At 61.6% G+C, this 19,227-nt stretch carries 16 protein-coding genes; 4 read left to right on the top strand and 12 right to left on the bottom strand.

Going from position 1 to position 19,227, the window contains the following annotated elements:
* Nucleotides 1-57 precede the first annotated feature (57 nt).
* Entirely contained in the window at nt 58-330 is a 273-nt protein-coding gene (locus CKW32_RS07710) for a hypothetical protein (RefSeq protein ID WP_032889487.1), read from the top strand.
* On the opposite strand, the gene yfcF is transcribed toward CKW32_RS07710, so the two are convergent.
* The 4 genes from yfcF to CKW32_RS07690 all read right to left on the bottom strand — a co-directional run bounded on the left by yfcF (nt 305) and on the right by CKW32_RS07690 (nt 5,143).
* Nucleotides 305-937, bottom strand: a complete 633-nt coding sequence (yfcF, locus tag CKW32_RS07705) for a glutathione transferase (RefSeq protein ID WP_095184489.1) — start codon at nt 935-937, stop codon at nt 305-307. The genes CKW32_RS07710 and yfcF overlap by 26 nt on opposite strands.
* Nucleotides 938-1,170: 233 nt before the next feature.
* Nucleotides 1,171-3,606: a TonB-dependent receptor gene (locus CKW32_RS07700; RefSeq protein ID WP_095184488.1), complete on the bottom strand. Its 2,436-nt coding sequence runs from the start codon at nt 3,604-3,606 to the stop codon at nt 1,171-1,173.
* Between the two features lie 89 nt (nt 3,607-3,695).
* Nucleotides 3,696-4,649, bottom strand: a complete 954-nt coding sequence (locus CKW32_RS07695; protein ID WP_095184487.1) for a FecR domain-containing protein — start codon at nt 4,647-4,649, stop codon at nt 3,696-3,698.
* Nucleotides 4,646-5,143 carry a sigma-70 family RNA polymerase sigma factor gene (locus CKW32_RS07690; RefSeq protein WP_095184486.1) on the bottom strand — a complete coding sequence of 166 codons (498 nt, stop codon included), beginning with the start codon at nt 5,141-5,143 and terminating at the stop codon, nt 4,646-4,648. The genes CKW32_RS07695 and CKW32_RS07690 overlap by 4 nt, the downstream gene beginning before the upstream one ends.
* Before the next feature lie 134 nt (nt 5,144-5,277).
* On the opposite strand from CKW32_RS07690, the gene CKW32_RS07685 reads away from it, so the two are divergent.
* The gene (locus CKW32_RS07685; protein ID WP_095184485.1) at nt 5,278-6,432 is read left to right on the top strand and encodes a DUF1624 domain-containing protein; all 1,155 of its coding nucleotides are present in this window, start codon (nt 5,278-5,280) and stop codon (nt 6,430-6,432) included.
* A 795-nt stretch (nt 6,433-7,227) separates the two neighbouring features.
* Here CKW32_RS07685 and metE read toward each other — a convergent pair.
* Complete coding sequence (metE, locus tag CKW32_RS07675) at nt 7,228-9,516, bottom strand: 5-methyltetrahydropteroyltriglutamate--homocysteine S-methyltransferase (protein ID WP_032889497.1); 2,289 nt, start codon at nt 9,514-9,516, stop codon at nt 7,228-7,230.
* A gap of 182 nt (nt 9,517-9,698) precedes the next feature.
* On the opposite strand from metE, the gene CKW32_RS07670 reads away from it, so the two are divergent.
* Both CKW32_RS07670 and CKW32_RS07665 read left to right on the top strand, forming a co-directional pair.
* The gene (locus CKW32_RS07670; RefSeq protein ID WP_095184484.1) at nt 9,699-11,342 is read left to right on the top strand and encodes a sensor domain-containing diguanylate cyclase; all 1,644 of its coding nucleotides are present in this window, start codon (nt 9,699-9,701) and stop codon (nt 11,340-11,342) included.
* Nucleotides 11,343-11,484: 142 nt separating this feature from the next.
* The gene (locus CKW32_RS07665) at nt 11,485-11,958 is read left to right on the top strand and encodes a GNAT family N-acetyltransferase (RefSeq protein WP_095184483.1); all 474 of its coding nucleotides are present in this window, start codon (nt 11,485-11,487) and stop codon (nt 11,956-11,958) included.
* Nucleotides 11,959-11,972: 14 nt separating this feature from the next.
* On the opposite strand, the gene CKW32_RS07660 is transcribed toward CKW32_RS07665, so the two are convergent.
* The 7 genes from CKW32_RS07660 to CKW32_RS07630 all read right to left on the bottom strand — a co-directional run bounded on the left by CKW32_RS07660 (nt 11,973) and on the right by CKW32_RS07630 (nt 18,932).
* Nucleotides 11,973-13,292: an OprD family porin gene (locus tag CKW32_RS07660; protein ID WP_095185008.1), complete on the bottom strand. Its 1,320-nt coding sequence runs from the start codon at nt 13,290-13,292 to the stop codon at nt 11,973-11,975.
* Nucleotides 13,293-13,442: 150 nt separating this feature from the next.
* Nucleotides 13,443-14,276, bottom strand: a complete 834-nt coding sequence (locus CKW32_RS07655) for a phosphodiesterase (protein ID WP_095185007.1) — start codon at nt 14,274-14,276, stop codon at nt 13,443-13,445.
* Nucleotides 14,277-14,286: 10 nt separating this feature from the next.
* A complete protein-coding gene (locus tag CKW32_RS07650) occupies nt 14,287-15,318 on the bottom strand; it encodes an ABC transporter ATP-binding protein (protein ID WP_095184482.1) in 1,032 nt (343 codons plus the stop codon).
* Nucleotides 15,315-16,109: an ABC transporter permease gene (locus CKW32_RS07645; RefSeq protein WP_032889505.1), complete on the bottom strand. Its 795-nt coding sequence runs from the start codon at nt 16,107-16,109 to the stop codon at nt 15,315-15,317. The genes CKW32_RS07650 and CKW32_RS07645 overlap by 4 nt, the downstream gene beginning before the upstream one ends.
* On the bottom strand, nt 16,106-16,924 hold the full coding sequence (locus CKW32_RS07640) for an iron ABC transporter permease (RefSeq protein ID WP_095184481.1): 819 nt from the start codon (nt 16,922-16,924) through the stop codon (nt 16,106-16,108). Before CKW32_RS07640 ends, CKW32_RS07645 begins: the two co-directional genes overlap by 4 nt.
* Complete coding sequence (locus CKW32_RS07635; protein ID WP_095184480.1) at nt 16,925-17,929, bottom strand: ABC transporter substrate-binding protein; 1,005 nt, start codon at nt 17,927-17,929, stop codon at nt 16,925-16,927.
* A complete protein-coding gene (locus CKW32_RS07630) occupies nt 17,913-18,932 on the bottom strand; it encodes a LacI family DNA-binding transcriptional regulator (RefSeq protein WP_032889511.1) in 1,020 nt (339 codons plus the stop codon). Before CKW32_RS07630 ends, CKW32_RS07635 begins: the two co-directional genes overlap by 17 nt.
* Nucleotides 18,933-19,227: the final 295 nt, after the last annotated feature.

Genomic DNA, 19,227 nt, shown 5'->3' with positions numbered 1-19,227 from the left:
TGATGGTGACTATTATCTGAAGCGATAGTGTTGCGATAAAACCGATAAGGAGCCGCCATGAAGCCCCACCAGAAAACCTTCGACCGCATCCGTGAAGCCGTCTTGCCGGAATTTCGCGAGCGGGTCGCCGATTACCTGGTCGACTATGAAACCGTGCTGCAGGACATCAACGCCGACGCCGACCAAGTCTGTGCCAGCGCCCAACAACTGCGCGGTTACCTGCGCGGCTTGAACACTACGCGGGTGCTGGGCATGGCCGATTGGGAAGACCTGGATCGGCGTGTGGAACACATCACCGCAAACGCTACAGCGCAGGACGTTGCTGATTGACCCATTCCTGCACCGACGGCCGCTGCCACTGACGCTGGGCATACGCCACCAACTCAGCCGGTACGCGGTCGCCGTTGAGGATCAGGCGGTTGAGCATGATCGCCAGATCCACATCAGCAATCGACCACTCACCGAACAGGTTCGTCGGGTTACCCGCCAACAACGCCTGCGCCCCAGTGATGAACCGCTTGGCGGCCGCTTCGGCCACGGGTGACAACGGCGGCATCTGCTGGCCGTAGAACACCACCAACGTGGAACGCTCCTGACGAATTGGCAGCAAATCACTGCGCAACCACGCCTGCACCTGCCGCGCCCTCGCCCGCTGCTTTGGATCGACGGGGTATACCGCTGTCTCGGGGTAGGCCTCTTCCAGATACTCGGTGATCGCCGAAGATTCCGACAACGCAAAGTCACCTTCCACCAGAGTTGGCACCCGTTGGGTCACAGACAGCCGGGCGAAATCGGCGGTCTGGTTTTGCGCGGCATCCAGGTCCAGGGTAACCAGTTCGAAGGCCAGGCCCTTTTCCCGCAGGGTGACGAACACCGACATCGCGTAGGGGCTGGTGAACAGCGAATCAACGTAAAGGCGCAACGGGCTCTGGCTCATGGGCAATCTCCTTGAATGAGCCCTCACGCTACGAGATGTGCGCGGATAAAGACAATGCAGGGTTTTTATGGGGGCATTCCTGGCGGGAATACTGCTTAAAACGCCTGAATATTGACCTCGCCCGTGTAGGGCTGCCGGTGGGTGCCTACACGTCCTTTATAGATCGGTATTGGGTGGGCGTCAGGCGTCTGGCGCCCCCCCAAACACGTTCGACAGTGGACCGTGTTTACCCTTTAGAAGTCCACCGTTGCCGATAGCTTCACCGTCCGTGGCTCGCCCTGGGTCAGGTAGTTATTGGCGGTCGACGCCGACGCCCAGTACGCCTTGTTCGCGACATTCTCGACGTTGGCGCGCAAGGTGATGAACTTGTCGTCGGCCTTGAAGCCATAACGCGCACCGAGGTCAACACGGGTCCAGGCCGGAATGCTGAGTGTGTTGTCAGCGTTGACGTACTCGCCGCCGGTGCGCAGCAGCCGTGCGTTAATCGCAGCGCCCTGGATGCCCGGAATGTCCCAATCGGCGCCCACGTTGAACTGAAAACGCGGCACACCGGCAGCGCGGTTGCCGTCGGTGAGGCCGTTGGCAGTGCGCTTCAACTCGGTGTTCATCCAGGTTGCACCGGCCAGCACGCGCAGGCCGTCAAGGGGTTCGCCGAAGACGTTGAGTTCCACACCTTTGTTGATCTGCTCACCGTCGACGCTGAAGGTATGGGTGCCATTGGCGTTGGTGTTGGTCGCACTGTTCGGCTGTTCGATGCGGTAGACACCGAGGGTAGCGCCATAGCTGTCCCAATCGAACTTGACCCCGGCTTCAGTCTGTTTGCTGCGGTTGGGCGCAAAGACTTCGCCGGGATTGGTGACGTTGGTCAGCGGCGCCGTCGGACCTTGGGCCAAGCCTTCGATACGGTTGGCGTAGAACGACACATGCTCCCAAGGCTTGACCACCAGGCCATAAACCGGCGTGGTGATCGACTCGGCATAGTTGGCACTGCGCACGCCGGTGGTGGTGTTCCAGGCGTCCACTTCGATGGTCTGGCGGCGCACGCCCAACGTCAGCAATACGCGATCGTCGATAAAGCCCAAGGTGTCGGACACCGCAGCACTCTTGATGCGGTTTTTGCCAACGATGCGTGGGTCGTGCACATCGCTGCCGAAATAGGTGACGGTCGGGCGCGCTATCTGGGTCGGGTTGTACAGATCGCCGGGCTTGCGATTGCCCCGCAGGATCGCTTCAAACGCCGAACGCTGTTCGCCCCAGACTCCCGACAAACCGACGTTCATCTGATGGGTCACCGGCCCAGTGCTGAAGTGCCCGTTCAAACCGGCCATGGCACTCTTGTTGTCCTCATCATGGGGCGAATACAAAAAGCCCACTTGCCCGGCACCGTTGTTGCCCACATACAACGACGAATACTGACCATTCTCCCGCGTGTGCTTGGCGCCGCCGCCCACGTAAGCCGTCCAGTTGTCATTGAGGTCGTACTCGGCATTGAACATGCCGTAGGTGTCTTCCAACTCCGACCAGCTCCAATCCTGGGCGTAGTTATGCTTCGCCGATGGCGCCTTCGGCACTTGGGTACCTGTGGGGTAGACCACCGAGCGGCCGCTGTTGATGCGCTCTTTCTGGTAGCCGAAATCGGTGGACATGCGCAGGCGCTCGCCACGGTAATCCAGGGCGATGGCGATCAGTTGTGAGCTTTTGAATTCATCCTCGATGGCCGTGTCACCGCCGTGTTTGGCCAGGTTGACCCGCGCACCGAAACGGTTGTCTTCGCCAAAGCGCTGGCCCAGGTCGAGGTGCCCACCGGCCTGGCCGTCGGTGGTGGTGTCGAGGCTGATGCTGCGGGTCGCGGTGTCTTCGGCGCGCTTGGGCACCAGGTTGACGCTGCCGCCAATCCCACTGCCCGCCGGCGATACGCCGTTGACGAAGGCGTTGGGGCCTTTGAACAACTCCACACGTTCCAGGGCCTCGGTGGTGACGATCTGCCGGGGCAGCACGCCATAGAGGCCGTTGAAAGCAATGTCATCGGTGTTCAGTGGCAGGCCGCGGATGGTAAACACTTGGGAGAAGTTACCGAACCCGGAGGACTGGCGCACCGACGCGTCGTTGAGCAACACGTCACCCACGGTGCGCGCCTGCTGGTCGGCGATGGTTTTGGAGGTGTAGCTGACCACGCTGAACGGCACGTCATTGATCGAGCGATTGCCCAACACGCCCAGGCGCGCCGAACGCGCTACCTGGCCACCGCCATAGGTGTCCACCTCTGCCCCACTCGTTTCGGCGCTGATGGTGGTGGCGCCCAGTTGCAGCACGTCGCCAGTGGCCTCGGGCACCACGGTGTAGCCGCCGCTGCCGGTGCTTTGCACGGTGTAGCCGCTGCCCTGGAGCAGTTGCATGAAACCCGATTGCGCAGTGTAGCTGCCTTGCAGGCCCGAACTCTGTTGGTCATTGAGCAGCGCGGAATCAAACGACAGCGGCACACCGGATAACGCCGCGAACTGCGCCAACACATTGCCCAAGGGCCCCGGCGCGAGGGCATAGCTGCGCGCGGCGCCCGCTACTGTCTCTGCTGCCATGGCGCTGTGCAGCGGTGCGAGAGTGGCAAGCGCAACAGCCAGGCTCAGCGCCTTGAGGGGACGGGGGCAAACGAGGTGCAGTCTGGCGTTCATGGGCGTTCCTGTCGGCGCGGTGCAACGTTGAGGGTTCTCCCCTACACCGGACGACAACGAAAAAGGTATCAGCGAATCTGAAAGAAATTTCAACGCGGCTCGACGGTGACCCAGTAGCCGGTCAAGCGGCTGACGGTCACCGGCAGGGTTTCCTGCAACAGGCGCAGGCTGGCATCCGTATCACGCAGGGGGAATGCGCCGGAAACGGTCAACCCCGCCACACCGGGGTGGCAACGCAACACGCCGGCACGGTAGCGCCCCAGTTCGTCGAGCAAATCCGCCAGGCGCATATGCTGGGCCAGCAGCATGCCGTTCTCCCAGGTCATGGCGCTGACATCCAGCGGCCCAACCGCCGCCACGCTGTCGTTGCCAAATGCGCTCTGCTCACCGGCCTTGAGGATCAACCCACGCTCGGCGTGGGTAGGAAGCATCTCCACCGCACCTTCGATCACGGCCACGCGGCTGATGTGCTCACCGACACGCACGCTGAAGTGCGTGCCCAGCGCACGGGCGGTGCCGTGGCGGGTTTGTACGATAAACGGACGATGGCTTGGCGCAGGGTCCTTGGCGGTGGTGATCATCACTTCGCCTTGCAGCAGTTCAATGCGCCGTACCTGATCGGTGAAGCCGATATTCAACGAGCTGGCGGTGTTGATCAGCAGGCGCGTACCGTCAGGCAAGGTCAAATTGCGTTGCTCGCCGATGGCGGTGCGCTGGTCGGCCGCCCACGACTGCCAGGGCTTTTGCTGCAAGGCCAGCCACGTCGCCGGACCTGCCAGCAGCAACAACCCCAATGCCTGGCGCCGGCCAAGGGATTTTTTGCGGCCGATACGCTTGAGGGTATCGCCGGCAATCGCACTCGGCACGCTGTTGAAGTCCCCCAGAATCGCCTGCGCACGCTGCCAGGCCTGCGCGTGCTGGGCGCTGCGGCCTTGCCATTGGGCGATGGCGCGGTGGTCTTCGTCGGTCGCGCTGCCGGACTGCAACTGCACCATCCAGTCGGCGGCTTCGCCCAGGATCAGCGGGTCAATCGACGGGTTCATGCCACGCTCAGGCAGGCGAGGAAAGCATCGCGCATATAGCGTTTGACCGACACCAGCGACACCTTCAACTCATCGGCAATCTGCTGGTACGTCAGGCCATCGAGCTGCGACATCAGGAACGCCTGGCGGGTTTTCTCGGGCAAGTCGCGCAGCATGGCTTCGATACGGTACAGCGCTTCGAGAATCAGCCAGCGGGTTTCCGGCGATGGCACTTGCTGCTCGGGCAAGTGGGCGATGGTTTCCAGGTAGGCGCGTTCGACCTCCTGACGACGCCAACTGTCGATCATCAGGCCCTTGGCAATATGAGTGAGCAACGCCCGTGGCTCGCTGCCAAAACCGGCGCAGCTTTGGCGACTCAACAACCGCACGAAGGTGTCGTGAGCCAGGTCGGCCGCATCGCTGGCATTGCCCAGTTTGCGGTCGAGCCAGCGGTACAACCATCCGTGGTGTTCGCAGTACAGCGCCTGAATAGGCAGGTTGAGGGGGGACGACATGCGAGTCACCGGCACCAAGGCCACGGAGTAATTAAGAATTGATCGCATTCTAGTCTGGGTGACGGACCTCAGCAATGTGCAATTTAATGTTATAGAATAACATCCACTTTCCACCCAGCCCTGCGACCACACCCATGACCGATGCTGTTCCCCTCCGTCAACGCCTGCTCTCCATCGACGCCCTGCGCGGCCTGGTGATCCTGTTCATGCTGCTCGACCACGTTCGCGAAACCTTCCTGCTGCACCGTCAGGTCGGCGACCCGATGAGCATCGACAACACCGAACCTGCGCTGTTTATCAGCCGCACCCTCGCCCACCTGTGTGCGCCGGTGTTTGTCTTGCTCACGGGGTTATCCGCGTTTTTGTACGGCCAGAAATACCAGGGCCGCCGCGATGTGTCGGCGTTCCTGTTCAAGCGCGGGTTGTTCCTGGTGGTGCTGGAATTCACCCTGGTCAACTTAGCCTGGACCTTCCAGCTCCCACCGAGCGTGATCTACATGCAAGTAATCTGGGCGATTGGCATCAGCATGATCGCCCTCGCCGCCCTCGTGTGGCTGCCGCGCCCGCTGCTGATCATCGTGGCGCTGGTGATCATCGGCGGGCACAACCTGCTGGATGGCGTGCACTTTGCTCCAGGTTCGGCGCTGCAGAATCTGTGGGCAATCCTGCATGAACGCAGTTGGATCGACGTGTCCGCCGACCTGCGCTTGCGCACTACCTATCCGGTGTTGCCGTGGATCGGTGTGATTGCACTGGGCTACAGCATCGGTCCGTGGTTCGCCAATGCCACCGTGCCTGCAGCGCGCCAGCGCCAACTGTTGCTGGCCGGTGCGGGTTCGTTGATGGGGTTTGTGATGTTGCGTGCGGTCAACGGCTACGGCGAGAAGCCTTGGCAGACGTACGAGAGCGGCGTGCAAACGGTGATGAGCTTTTTCAACGTGACCAAATACCCGCCTTCGTTGTTGTTCTTGGCGTTGACGTTGGGGATTGGACTGTTGTTGCTGTTGGCGTTTGAACGCGCGGGGCATAAACGTTGGATCGGAGTATTGGCCGTGTTTGGTGCAGCGCCGATGTTCTTTTACCTGCTGCACCTGTATGTGCTGAAGGTGCTGTATGTAGCGTGTGTGGCGGCGTTCGGCCTCAACCATGGCAACTACTTCGGGTTCGACAGCATCGGTGCCGTATGGCTGGCGGCCCTGTTGCTGCCGCTGGTGCTTTACGTGCCAGTGCGCTGGTTTGCCGGGCTGAAGGCGCGTCGAAGGGATCTGGCGTGGCTCAAATACCTCTGAGCGTAGATTCAATTGTGGGAGGGGCAGTGTGGCGATGCTACAGGCCCTGACTTCGATATCTCCGAGTCAGGATGCTGGCTGAGCACATATCCGTTGCTGCGATAACGGCGGCTTACGGTTTCGCCCTTACGGCGACCGGATTCTTAAGCCGAACTCCGTCCAACTGTGGGAGGGAGCTTGCTCCCGATGAGGGTGTGTCAGTTGATGCAGCTGTGACTGACCCACTGCCATCGGGAGCAAGCCCCCTCCCACAGTTTGATCTCCATAGATCAGCCAGATAGGTCCTAGCCTGCTGTTCTGCTTTTGTTCTGCTTTTGTTCTGCTTTTGCTCTGCTTTAGATCTGCTTTTGTTCTGCTTTTGCTCTGCTTTTGCTCTGCTTTTGCTCTGCTTTTGCTCTGCTTTAGATCTGCTTTTGATTTGGCTCTTACATCCTTTTCGCTGACGAAGTCAGCGTTCTTTTGATCTGCGCTTTTGATCTTGATCTCAGGCGCCCCGTCAAACACGCTGGCCGAACGCAGGCTTGAATCCGTGGGTAACCCGGCAGGACGCCGGGTTAGCCGCGCTGGGCCATGGATGGCCCATCGCGGCGGCCCACGGATTCAAGCCGGAGTGAGGGCACACCGAGCCTAGGCGAGGTGCCGAGTGTTGGGGCAAGAGCCCTTTGGTTACTTTGGGGCTTTTCCAAAGTGACCCGCCGTAAGGGCGGAACCAATACCCGCCGTGACCGCAGAAACGGATATGCACACCAACAAACCGCCATCGAAAGCAAACCTCGCCCCACATTTTTAACCGCGTTACGCCAATTCCGCTCGCAGTTGACGCGCCGCAGTGACCATATGAATCAGCGCCGCCTCAGTCTCCGGCCAGCCACGCGTCTTCAAACCGCAATCCGGGTTCACCCACAACCGCTCGGCCGGGATCCGCTTGGCTGCCTTGCGCAGCAGGTTAGCCATTTCCGATGCATCGGGCACCCGTGGCGAGTGGATGTCGTAGACTCCCGGGCCGATGTCATTCGGGTAGGCGAAGGCTTCAAACGCGTCCAGCAACTCCATGTCCGAACGTGAGGTTTCGATGGTGATCACATCGGCATCCATCGCTGCGATGGACTCGATCACATCGTTGAACTCGCTGTAGCACATGTGGGTATGGATCTGGGTGTCGTCACGCACGCCAGAGGCGCACAGGCGGAACACTTCGGTGGCCCAATCCAGGTAGTGCTGCCACTGTGCCTGGCGCAACGGCAGGCCTTCGCGAAACGCGGCTTCGTCGATCTGCACGATCTTGATGCCAGCGGTTTCCAAATCAACCACTTCATCACGAATCGCCAAGGCCAATTGGCGGGCCTGCACTTCACGGCTCACGTCTTCGCGGGGGAACGACCACATCAGCATGGTCACCGGACCGGTCAGCATGCCTTTCATGACCTTGTGGGTCAGGCCTTGGGCATAGCGGATCCACTCCACGGTCATCGCCTTCGGACGGCTCAGGTCGCCGAAAATTACGGCTGGTTTCACGCAACGCGAACCGTAGCTCTGGACCCAGCCGAAGCGCGTGAACACGTAGCCATCCAGTTGCTCGGCGAAGTATTCGACCATGTCGTTACGTTCAGCTTCACCATGCACCAGCACATCCAGGCCGAGGTTTTCCTGCACTTCGACGGCGTGCCTAATTTCGCTGTGCATCGCTTCGACGTATTCGGCCTCGCTCAACTTGCCGGCCTTGTATGACTGGCGCGCCAGGCGGATAGAGGCTGTTTGCGGGAACGAACCGATGGTGGTGGTCGGGAACAACGGCAGTTTGAGGCCAGCGCGCTGTTGCTCGATACGCTGGGCAAACAGCGAGTGGCGCTGGCTGTCCTTGGCAGTAATAGCGGCAACACGTGCCTGGACGGCCGGTTTGTGGATTCTTGGCGAAGCAGCGCGTGCGGCCTGCACGGTGCGGCTGTGCGTCAGAGCAGCAAGCACGTTGGGCGCTTCAGGTTGGTTGACCGCCTGGGCCAGCACCGCCACTTCAGCGCACTTCTGCACAGCGAAGGCCAGCCAGCTTTTCAACTCGGCATCCAGCTTGTCTTCACGGCCCAGGTCCACCGGGCTGTGCAGCAGCGAGCAGGACGGCGCCACCCAAAGGCGATCACCGAGTTTTTCATGAGCATGCTGCAAGGTCGCCAGGGCGTTTTCCAGGTCGCAGCGCCAGACGTTGCGGCCGTTCACTACCCCCAGGGACAGCACCTTGTACGCCGGCAGACGGTCGAGGATGGTCGGGTACTGTTCCGGCGCCCGTATCAGGTCGATGTGCAGGCCATCCACTGGCAGGTTCGCGGCCAGGCCGAGGTTCTCTTCCAGACCACCGAAGTAGGTAGCCACCAACTTTTTCAGTGGGTCGCGCTGGATCAGGTTATAGGCGCGTTCGAAAGCGTTTTTCCACTCTTGTGGCAGGTCGAGCACCAGGATCGGCTCGTCGATCTGTACCCATTCCACGCCCAGGTCCGCCAGGCGTTGGAAGATCTGGCCATACAACGGCAGCAGGCGCTCCAGCAGATCAAGCTTGTCGAAGTCGCCGCCCTTGGCCTTGCCCAGCCACAGGTACGTCAACGGGCCAATCACCACCGGCTTGACGTTGTGGCCCAGTTCGAGAGCTTCCTGCACTTCTTCGAAGAGTTGATCCCAGCCCAGATGGAAGTGCTGGTCGACGCTGAATTCAGGCACCAAGTAGTGGTAGTTGGTATCGAACCACTTGGTCATTTCCTGGGCGTGGGCACCACCGCAGCAGTTGTCGCTGACACCCCGCGCCATACCGAACAGGGTTTGCAGGGTGGCCTTGCCATCCGCCGGGCGAAAGCGCTCAGGGATCACGCCGAACATCAGCGAGTGAGTCAGCACCTGGTCGTACCAGGCGAAATCGCCAGCGGGCAGCAACTCAATACCGGCCTGTTTCTGCAACGCCCAATGGGTCTTGCGCAGGTCACGGCCAACGGCGCGCAGGCCGTCCTCGTCGAGCTCACCCTTCCAGAACGCTTCCTGCGCTTTTTTCAGTTCACGATCGCGTCCAATGCGCGGAAATCCCAGGGAATGAGCGACAGCCATGACTTACAACTCCAATGTCGTTATGTATGGCAGTCATTGTCGGGAATTGATCATGGTGAGACAAACTCATTCTATTTTAGATCAGCACAAGTTTCGCTCATGTTGAAGCTTGCCTTTAGCCGACACGGCACTCATTCATTGCGGGTACTATGCTCGCAAACAATACATTCAAATGAGCACCCATGATCAAAGCCAGCCTGCGCAGTCACCTGACCTTATGGTTTGCCGGTTTATCCCTGCTCACCTTGCTGAGCGTGGGCTTTTATGTGGGGCACATCGCAACTGGGCAGATGAAGCAGGCCAGCGGCGTTGCTTTGTTGAGCACAGCGCGCTCCACCGCTGCGCTGTTGGCCGTGCAACTGCGCGAGCGTCAGCTGGAAGTGACCCTGCTCAGCAAAGCGCCGCTGTTTCGCAAGGGTGACTTGAACGAGCCGGACATCCTCACGCTGATGGAGCTGCGTACCCAGTCTCGCGCCGAGTACGCGTGGATGGGCGTCGCCGATGCCGACGGCCGTGTGCGCCAGGCGGTGAATGGGCTGCTGGTGAATCAATCTGTCAGCCAGCGCCCATGGTTCCAGGCCGGTCTGCTTGGCGAGTACACCGGCGATCCCCATGAGGCGGTGCTGCTGGCCAAGTTGCTGCCAGGGGCGGCCAACGGCGAGCTGTTGCGTTTTATTGATTTCGCCGAGCCTATCCGTAACGTCAAGGGCGAGACCATCGGCGTGCTGGGGGCCCATGCGCACTGGCGCTGGGTGACGCAAATCGTCGATTCGGCAGTGATGCAGAAGGACGCCATCCCTGATATCGAGGCGCTGATTGTCGACTTCGACGGCAAGGTGCTTTATCCCGAACTGCTGGCCGGCGAGCAGATGCCTAAAGACAAGCTGGTCACGCCTTCCGGCTGGTCCACGGCGGACGGTTTTGTGACCGCTTCGGTCGCGGTGCCCAGCCCCTCCAACGCAAAAATGACTTGGTACATCATGGTGCGCCAGCCGTTGGATGTGGCCCTGCAACCGGCGCGCACGCTGCTCTACAAACTGCTGATACTCGGTGTACTCGCCGCCGTGGCGTTCATGGTCGCGGCGTATTACCTGGCCTCCTCCCTCAGTCGCCCTATCGAACAACTGGCCAAATCCGCCAAGCAAGTCCAGGAGCACCAGCCCGGCGCCGTGTTTCCCCAGGAGCACTCGGTACTGGAAATCGCCCAACTGGGCCGTTCGCTCACCGGCATGACCCAAGCGCTGCTGGCCAAGGAACGCCAGCTGCAGGAAGCCAACGCCTCCCTGGAAGCCACTGTCGCCCAACGCACCGCCGACCTCACCCAGGCCAACGCCGAACTGCTGAAACTGGCCACCCACGATGCCCTCACCGGCGTGTTCAACCGTCGCCGCTTCGATGAAAAACTCGCCGAGAACAGCCTGCTGTTCCAACGTACCGGCCGCACCTTCGCCCTGCTGCTGATCGATGCCGATTACTTCAAGCGCGTCAACGACACCTACGGCCACGCCATTGGCGATGATGTGCTGTGCCAACTCGCCGCGCTGATAGAAAGCACGACGCGCGCCACTGACTTTGTGGCGCGTTATGGCGGGGAAGAATTCGCCGTGCTGCTGCCGGAAGTCGAAGCGCCGGACAGCCCCGACGTGGTCGCCGAAAAAATCCGCGCGGCCGTCGAGGCGGCAGTGTTTCCAACCGTGGGCCGTCTGACCGTGAGCATCGGCGTGGGCGTGGCCGAGCCTTCGGACCGTGACTCCCTGGCACTACTCAAACGCGCGGACATGTGTTTGTATGAGGCCAAGGCCGCGGGCAGGAACCGGGTGGTTTGAGCACGCCTCCCTCGCCACAGGTACAGTGCCCGCCACGCTATTTCGGATAGGTCCCTACAGGGATGTCATTACCCAAGGCAGTTGTCTTTGGGGCGCAATCAGCTATGAGGTCGAACGCTCAGTGCCCACACAAAGAGTCCCTATGAAGCCCTCCAGCGAAGCCCCTTCGATACGTAGACTGGAAGAACTCCCAGACGAGATCCACACGCTGGAAGCGCAAGCTATTGCCGAAGGGTTCAGGTTCCTCACGCGCCTGATCACAGAGTGGGAAACAGGCGCCAATCGGTTCGAACAACCGGGCGAGTACCTTTTGGGCGTGTTTTACCAGGAGCAACTGATTGCAGTCGGCGGCGTTACCCGTGATCCCTACGCCGGCTCAACCGTGGGCCGGCTGCGCCGGGTATACGTGACTCCCCAAATGCGAGGGCGAGACGTGGGTAAGGCCTTGGTTCAAGCACTGCTGGATTACGCCACGCTGAAATTCCACGATGTGCGCTTATCTACCGATACACCCGAAGCCGCGGCATTTTATCTGCGCTGCGGTTTTCATCAGATCAGCGATGACACCGCAACGCATGCACGATCACTGAGCGCCCACTCGCGCCTACAGAGGTGAGGCGCTCAGCTGTACTACATCAACGGAATCGAATAACTCACAAACACCCGATTCTGGTCCTGGTCCCGCGCCACTTCACTGCGTGACACGCCGTTACGCCAGCCGAACCCGACGTTCTTGAACGTGCCGCTCTGCACCACGTAATCCAACGAGATGTCCCGCTCCCACTCGCTGGCGTCGTTGCCGCTGGCGGTAAGAATGTGGTCGCCCTTGAGGTACATCACCGAGGCCTTCAGGCCGGGTACACCCAGCGACGCGAAGTCGTAGGCGTACTGGGCAAAGGCGGTGCGCTCACCGGCCTGGATGAAGGTCTGCACGGTACGGTCGGTGTAGAGGTACAGGCTGGCACCGCCCTCGCCTTTGTTCACCAGGCCGCCCTGGTTGAGTTGGGCGAAGTTGCTGTCGTCCGAGACTTGCTGGTAGCCGGCGGTGATCACGTGCGGGCCCAGGGAGTAGATGAACGCGGCGCTCCAGGTGTTGTTGTCGATTTCACCGTTGCCGTTCTTGGTATAGCCGCCCAGCTTGTAGCCCTCGGCACGGCCGGCAGCACTGCTGTTTTTGCCGTCGGAGCTGGTCTTGAAGTAGCGCAGGTCGGTTTTCAATGAGCCGTATTCGCCCAACGGCAATACGTGGATCAACCCGGCGAAGTGTTGCTGGTAATAGTCTTCGAGGTTGGCGTAGTAGTACTGGACCATCAGGTCCTTGGTCAGTTGGTAGTCCGCGCCGGCGTAGGTGAATTTATTGCTTTCCTGGGTACCGCCCGCCGCGGCCAGGCCACTGCGGTCGCTGGAGCCGCGACCGGTGGTGTGCTCAAGCTGGCCGCCGACCAGGGTCAGGTTGTCGATGTCCTTGCTGGTGACTTGCCCGCCTTCGAACGACTGCGGCAACAGGCGGCCGTCGTTGCTCACCAGGATCGGCAGGTTCGGGCGCAGGTAGCCGTAGCGCGCTTCGGTCTTGGCAAAGCGTGCCTTAGCCGTCGCGCCGCCACGGGCCCAGTTGTCCGTGGCCTTGCCGTCTTCGGTGGGGATCATCGAGCTGCCGACATGGCGCGCGGCGCTGCTGTCGAGGGTCACGCCGAGCATGCCGATGGCGTCCAGGCCAAAGCCGACGGTGCCGTCAGTGAAGCCCGACTGGTAGTTGAGGATAAAGGCCTGGCCCCACTCTTCGGTCTTCGACGGTGCCGCCGTGCCGTCGCGGTTGTCGTTATTGAAGTAGAAGTTACGCATGCTCAAGTTGGCTTTGCTGTCGCTCAAAAAGTCAGCAGACGCCAAGGGGCTCAGGGCAATGCCCAGGCCGCCGGTCAATACACTTAATACATTCAACGTGGCTTTCATCAGGACGAACTCCGGCGCGGAATCCAAGTTCCGGGCGCAAAAAATGGGCAGCAGGATACCGTCGGCCAAACGTGACGTTGGCCGGGGCATTAACGGTTGTTCAGTTACTTAGTTGTTAGCTAGTTGAGTGAAGTGAAACCTCCGTAAGCCTCAGTCAATCAATCCATGAGCGTCATAAAACGGATACGGCCCCGGGTAATCCCCGAACACGCCGTTGTGGCTGATCAAGCCGTGTTGCGCATCCCAGCGATGCAACAAATACCCCGCCGGTTCCAGGTTGAAATGCGCGGGCGCGGCGTCTTGCAGGTCCAGCACAATCTGATGGGAGGTGCCGGGGCACACACAACTCAAGCTGCCGCCAAAGCGTCGTTGCATCGGTCGGTGCAGGTGCCCGCACAGCAGGCGTTCCACTTGCGGGTGGCGTGCCACTACGCGCTCCAGTGCGGCGGAATTGATAAAGGGTTCGCGGTCCATATGGCCGATGCCGCTGATAAAGGGCGGGTGGTGCAGGATCAGCAACGTCGGCGCGTCCGGGCGGCGTGCCAGTTGCTCGTCCAACCAGTGCAATTGGCTGTCCAGTAGCTGGCCGCCATGCCCACCCGGGATAGTCGAGTCCAGGCCGATCAAGCGCAGCGGATGCTCGTCCACCACCCAGTCCAACGGCCCCTCTGCCGACGACGGCAAATAGGCGTGATCACGGAATGCCTCAAGCAACGGACCGCGTGTGTCGTGGTTGCCGGGCACCAGGTAGCACGGCATGTGCAGGCGCGCGAGTTCGGGGTGCAGCACGGCGTATTCATCAGCGCGGCCGAAGTCCACCAGGTCACCGCTGACCACCACGATATCGGGCCGGGGTTGGCTGGCGTTTAAATGGTCGACGGCACGGCGCAGCGCGCCCAAGGTATCGACCACCCCATACGTCAGGCGCTGGCCGGCTTTAAGGTGCAGGTCGCTGATTTGCGCAACAAGAAACGGACGATTCACAAGCAAACTCTCACGCATTCAGGGTGAACAACATGTGCGGCGCAATCGCCAAGGCGATCGGCGCGCCGACGGCGTACAGGTGGTTGTCGCTGCTGTCCACCAGCAGCGGTTGCGGGCCGCCCACGTCCACCAGCAAGCGGCTTTGGGCGCCCTGGAAAAACTGCGCCAGTAGATGGCCGTGCAAGTGCCCTTCGCTCTCCATCACCCGCAAGTGTTCGGGGCGGCAGTACACCGTGTTGGGCACGTCAGCGGCCTGCCACGGCAACTCGCCGCCGCAGACTTTCAGGCCATGGGCTGTTCGCGAGGTAACGGCAAAGGCATTGAGGTTGCCGACAAAACCGGCGACGAACGCATTGGCCGGTTTCTGGTAGATCTCCCGTGGGCTGGCCAGTTGCGCGACGCGGCCGTGCTCCATCACCAGGATACGATCGCCCAGGGCCATGGCTTCGCCCTGATCGTGGGTGACGAATACCGAGGTGATACCGAGGCCGCGCAGCAGTTCATTCAGCTCGCTGCGCAAGCGCTCGCGCAATTGCGCATCCAGGGCGGCCAGCGGTTCGTCCAGCAACAGCACTTTAGGGCGCGGCGCCAAGGCACGGGCCAAGGCCACGCGTTGACGCTGGCCACCGGACAATTCGTGGATGCTGCGCTTGCCATGCTGTTGCAGGCCCACCAGCTCCAGCAGTTCCTCGCAGCGCTTGTTCCGCGCAAGCGGCGCCATGCCGCGAATCTTCAAGCCGTAGACGATATTGCCGGCCACATCGAGGTTGGGAAACAACGCGTAGTTCTGGAACACCATGCCCACGTCGCGGCGCTCGATGGGCAGACGAGTGACGTCGTCGGTGCCGAAAAAAACCTGGCCCACATCCGGGCGTTCCAAGCCGGCAATCAGGCGCAAGGTGGTGGTCTTGCCGCAGCCGGACGGGCCGAGGATCGCCAGGGTTTCACCGCCTTCAACGGTCAGGTTCAGATCATGCACAGCCACGGTGCCGTCGGCGAACGCCTTGCGACAGCCTTGCAGGCGAATAGTGATAGCGGTCATCGACGCTCTCCACGGGACAAACGAGCGCTGATGGCCTGCAACGCAATCAGCAGCGGCACGATCATCAGCAAAAAGATAAGGGTGTAGGCGCTGGCGATTTCCAGGCGCGCCGAGGCGTAGCTGTCGGCCAGGCCCACGGGCAATGTCTTGGTCATGGGTGTGTGGAGCATCCAGGTCAGGTTGAATTCGCCCAACGACAAGGTCACCACCATCAGCACGCCAGCGAGAATCCCCGCCCGGCAGTTGGGCACCACCACGCTGAAAAAGCGCTTGATCGGCCCGGCGCCCAGACTGGCCGCTGCCTCTTCCAGCACCGGCAGTTGCTGGCGTTGCATCACCGCCATCACCGGACGTACCAGGAACGGCAAGGTGAACAGCACATGGCCCACCAGGATGAACAGCCAACTGCTGCGAAACGTGCCGAACTGGCCGTAGGTGAGCAGCAACGCCAGCGCACTGGCCAACCCCGGCATCGCCACCGGCAACACCATCAGTTCTTCGAAGGCACGGCTGAAGCGGTTGTTCATGCACACCAGCGCATAGGCCGCCGGTACGCCGATCACGCAGACACACACCGCGCACGCCAGCGCCAATTGCAACGACAGCCATACGGTGGGCGAATAGGCCTGCCAGACCTGGATCAGCCAGTCGAAGGTCAGGCCGCTGGACAGGCCGACGAAGAAATTGCGCGTCAACCCGGCCAGCAACGACATCAGCACCGGCACCAACATGAATGCGCACACCAGCAAGGTGAACAGCAGTTGAATCACAAACAGCGATGAGCGCTTCACAAGACAGTCCCCGCATTTTTCACCAGGCGCCGCGTGAGCAATAACACCGCCCAGGTCACCGCGCCGAGCACCACCGACAACGCGGCGGCGACGGCAAAGTTGGCGTAGTTGGTGAACACGTTGTAGATCGCCACCGGGGTCACATTCAGGCGCGTGCCCAAGGTGAACGCGGTGCCGAAGGCGCCCATGGACGTGGCGAAGCAGATCGCACCACAGGACGCCAACGCCGGCGCCAGGCCCGGCACGATCACGTCGCACACCACCCGCCAGTGCCCTGCTCCCAGCGAATGCGCGGCCTCTTCCAGGCTGCGGTCGAGGCTTTCGCAGGCGGCCATCACCGTGAGGATCACCCGGGGAATCGAGAAGTACAGGTAGCCGACAAACAGCCCGGCCAGCGAGTAGGCAAAGATCCAGCGCTCACCGGCCACTTGCAGGCCCAGGGACGCCAGCAACCCCTGGCGCCCGGCCAACAGGATCACCAGAAAGCCCACCACCACCCCGGGAAACGCCAGAGGAAACGTGAGCAAGGCCACCAACGCCGAGCGCCCGAAAAACTGCTGGCGCGCAAGGAATACGCCGCTGATGCCACCGATCAACAACGCGGTGAACGTCACCACGATCGCCAGCACGCAAGTCTGCGCCAAGCTGCCCAGGTACTGCGCGCTACTGAGCACCTGCCAATAGCCGCTGCCGAGGCTGTCGCGGCTTTCGGCGCCGAGCACCATCAAGTGCGCCAGCGGCAACAGCCAGAATGCGAACAGCACCGCAAAGGCCGGGGCCAGCGCCCAGCCCGCCTGTTTTGCCGATGCAGCCACTTACTTGACCTCGTTCAGGTAACGGGCGGCGAAGGCTTCCTGCACAGCGGCCATTTTCTGATAGTCCACCACACCGGCGCGGGCGTAATCGCTGTCGGGCAGGAACTGCGCGGCGACGTCGGCCGGCATGTTCACCGGGCGTACCGGGCGCAAGTAAGCCTTGGCCCAGAGTGCCTGGCCTTGGTCCGACAGTACGAAGTCCAGCACCTTCTCGCCATTGGCGCGGTGCGGCGCGTTGGCCACCAGACTCATCACATAGGGCACGCTGATGCTGCCTTCCTTGGGGATCACGAAGGCGACGTTGGCGTTGTCTTTGTAGCGGGCGCGGTAGGCGTTGAAGTCGTAGTCCACCAGGATCGGCAACTCGCCGGACAGCACCCGCGCATAGGCGGTCTGCTTGGGCACGATGGGGGCGTTTTTCGCCAGCTTCTGGAAGTAGTCGATGGCCGGGGCGAAGTTGTCCAGGTCGCCGCCCATTGCGCGGTTGATCGCCACGGCAGAGACATAACCGACGAAGGCGCTGGACGGGTCCAGGTAGCCGACCATGCCTTTGTATTCAGGCTTGAGCAGGTCGGCCCAGCTTTGCGGCACCGGCAAGCCACCCAATGCATCGACGTTGACCATGATGCCCAAGGTGCCGGAGTGGATCGCAAACCACTGGCCGGCGGGGTCTTTCAAGCCGGCGGGGATCTGCTCCCAGCCCTTGGGTTTGTAGCCATCGACCACACCGGCCTTTTGCGCCTGCAAGCCGAAGGTCACGCCGTAATACACCACGTCCGCGACCGGCGCGGCCTTTTCGGCCACCAGTTGCGCCAGGGACTGGCCGGAGTTCTTGTTGTCCAGCGGCACCTGCACACCCGTGTCGGCGGCAATGGCCTTGAGCTGGGTGCCCCAATCGGCCCAGTCCGGCGGGCAGTTGTAGCAAATAGCCGTTTCGGCGGCCTGGGCCAGGCTGGCCACACCGCACAGCAGCACGGCTGCCAGGGTTTTACTGAATGCGCGCATCAAGGGACTCCTCAAAGGGTTGGGTACTTTCGCCCGGCCGGATATGGCAAGGCAGGCAATGGGAAACCGGGGCATTCCCGGCGATCTGCGCCAGCAGTTGGTCAATCACCGTGCTGGCCAGCAGCGCGATGGGCTGCACCACGCTGCACAGGGTCGGGTGCATCTGGGTGCCGAGGGCTATGCCGTCAAAGCCCATCACCGACAACTGCCCGGGTACATTCCAGGCATTGCGGCGCAGCTCTGCGATCAGGCTGATAGCCAGGAAATCGTTGGAACACACCAGCGCGCTGGGGGCGTCGGGGCCGTTGAGGTACGGCTGGATGGCAGCGAATTCGGCCTGGGTATGCGCGGGCATTTCGATCACCGCGCGGCTTTTGAGGCCGTATTCCTTCATCGCGTCGCAGTAACCGGCATAGCGCAGGCGTGCGCGGTCGGACTGCAAGGCGGGGCCGGCGACCATGCTGATGCGTCGATGACCGGCCTCCAGCAAGTAGCGCGTGGCCAAGGCCATGCCCGCGCGGTTGTCCACCGACACGGCGCTGTAGTTGGGGTTGCTCGGTTGGTGATAGGCCAGCACGAACGGGGTTTGTTCGGTATTCAGGCTGCTGAGCACGCTGTTGCTTTCGGCATCGGTGACCGTCAGCACCAGGCCATCGACGCGCTGGCGCAGCAGTTCTTCCACCACAATGCACTCGCGCTCGCTGCTGTAGTCGGTGGTCGCCAGCACCAGGCTGTAGCCACGCAACCGCGCGGCACGCTCCATGGCCTGGAACTGCTCGGCGAACACCGGGTTGAGCAGGTTGGGTACTACCACGCCGATCAACTGGGTGGTTTGCAGGCGCAGTTGGCGGCCGAGCAGATTGGGCCGAAACCCCAACTCACGGGCGGCGGCGAACACCTGCTCACGGGTCGCCGGGCGCACCTGCTCGGGGGAGGCAAAAGTGCGGGCGGCGGTCGCGCGGGATACGCCAGCCAGCCGCGCAACGTCTTTCAGGTCAGTCATGTTCACTCGCTTGAGATCGATCTCATTGGCGAGGACAGTAACGGGGGAATGTGGCAGGAAGGTGGTGGGGAGATGACGGTTTGATGGCAGTGCAACAAAGTCACATAGGCCAAAATGTGGGAGGGGGCTTGCTCCCGATAGCGGTGGATCAGCCCGCCAATAGTGTGCCTGACACACCGCTATCGGGAGCAAGCCCCCTCCCACACCGGGCCGGTGCATATCCTTAGATAGTCATACTCCGGGGCTATGCTTGAAAAACCGGCGTGCAAAATCCGCCGGCTAACCTTTCGATTCG

It is taken from the genome of Pseudomonas sp. Irchel 3H9 (genome assembly GCF_900187495.1).
GTDB lineage: Bacteria > Pseudomonadota > Gammaproteobacteria > Pseudomonadales > Pseudomonadaceae > Aquipseudomonas > Aquipseudomonas sivasensis.
The sequence above is the reverse complement of the archived record's forward strand: the minus strand, read 5'-3'. Positions and strand labels throughout refer to the sequence as shown.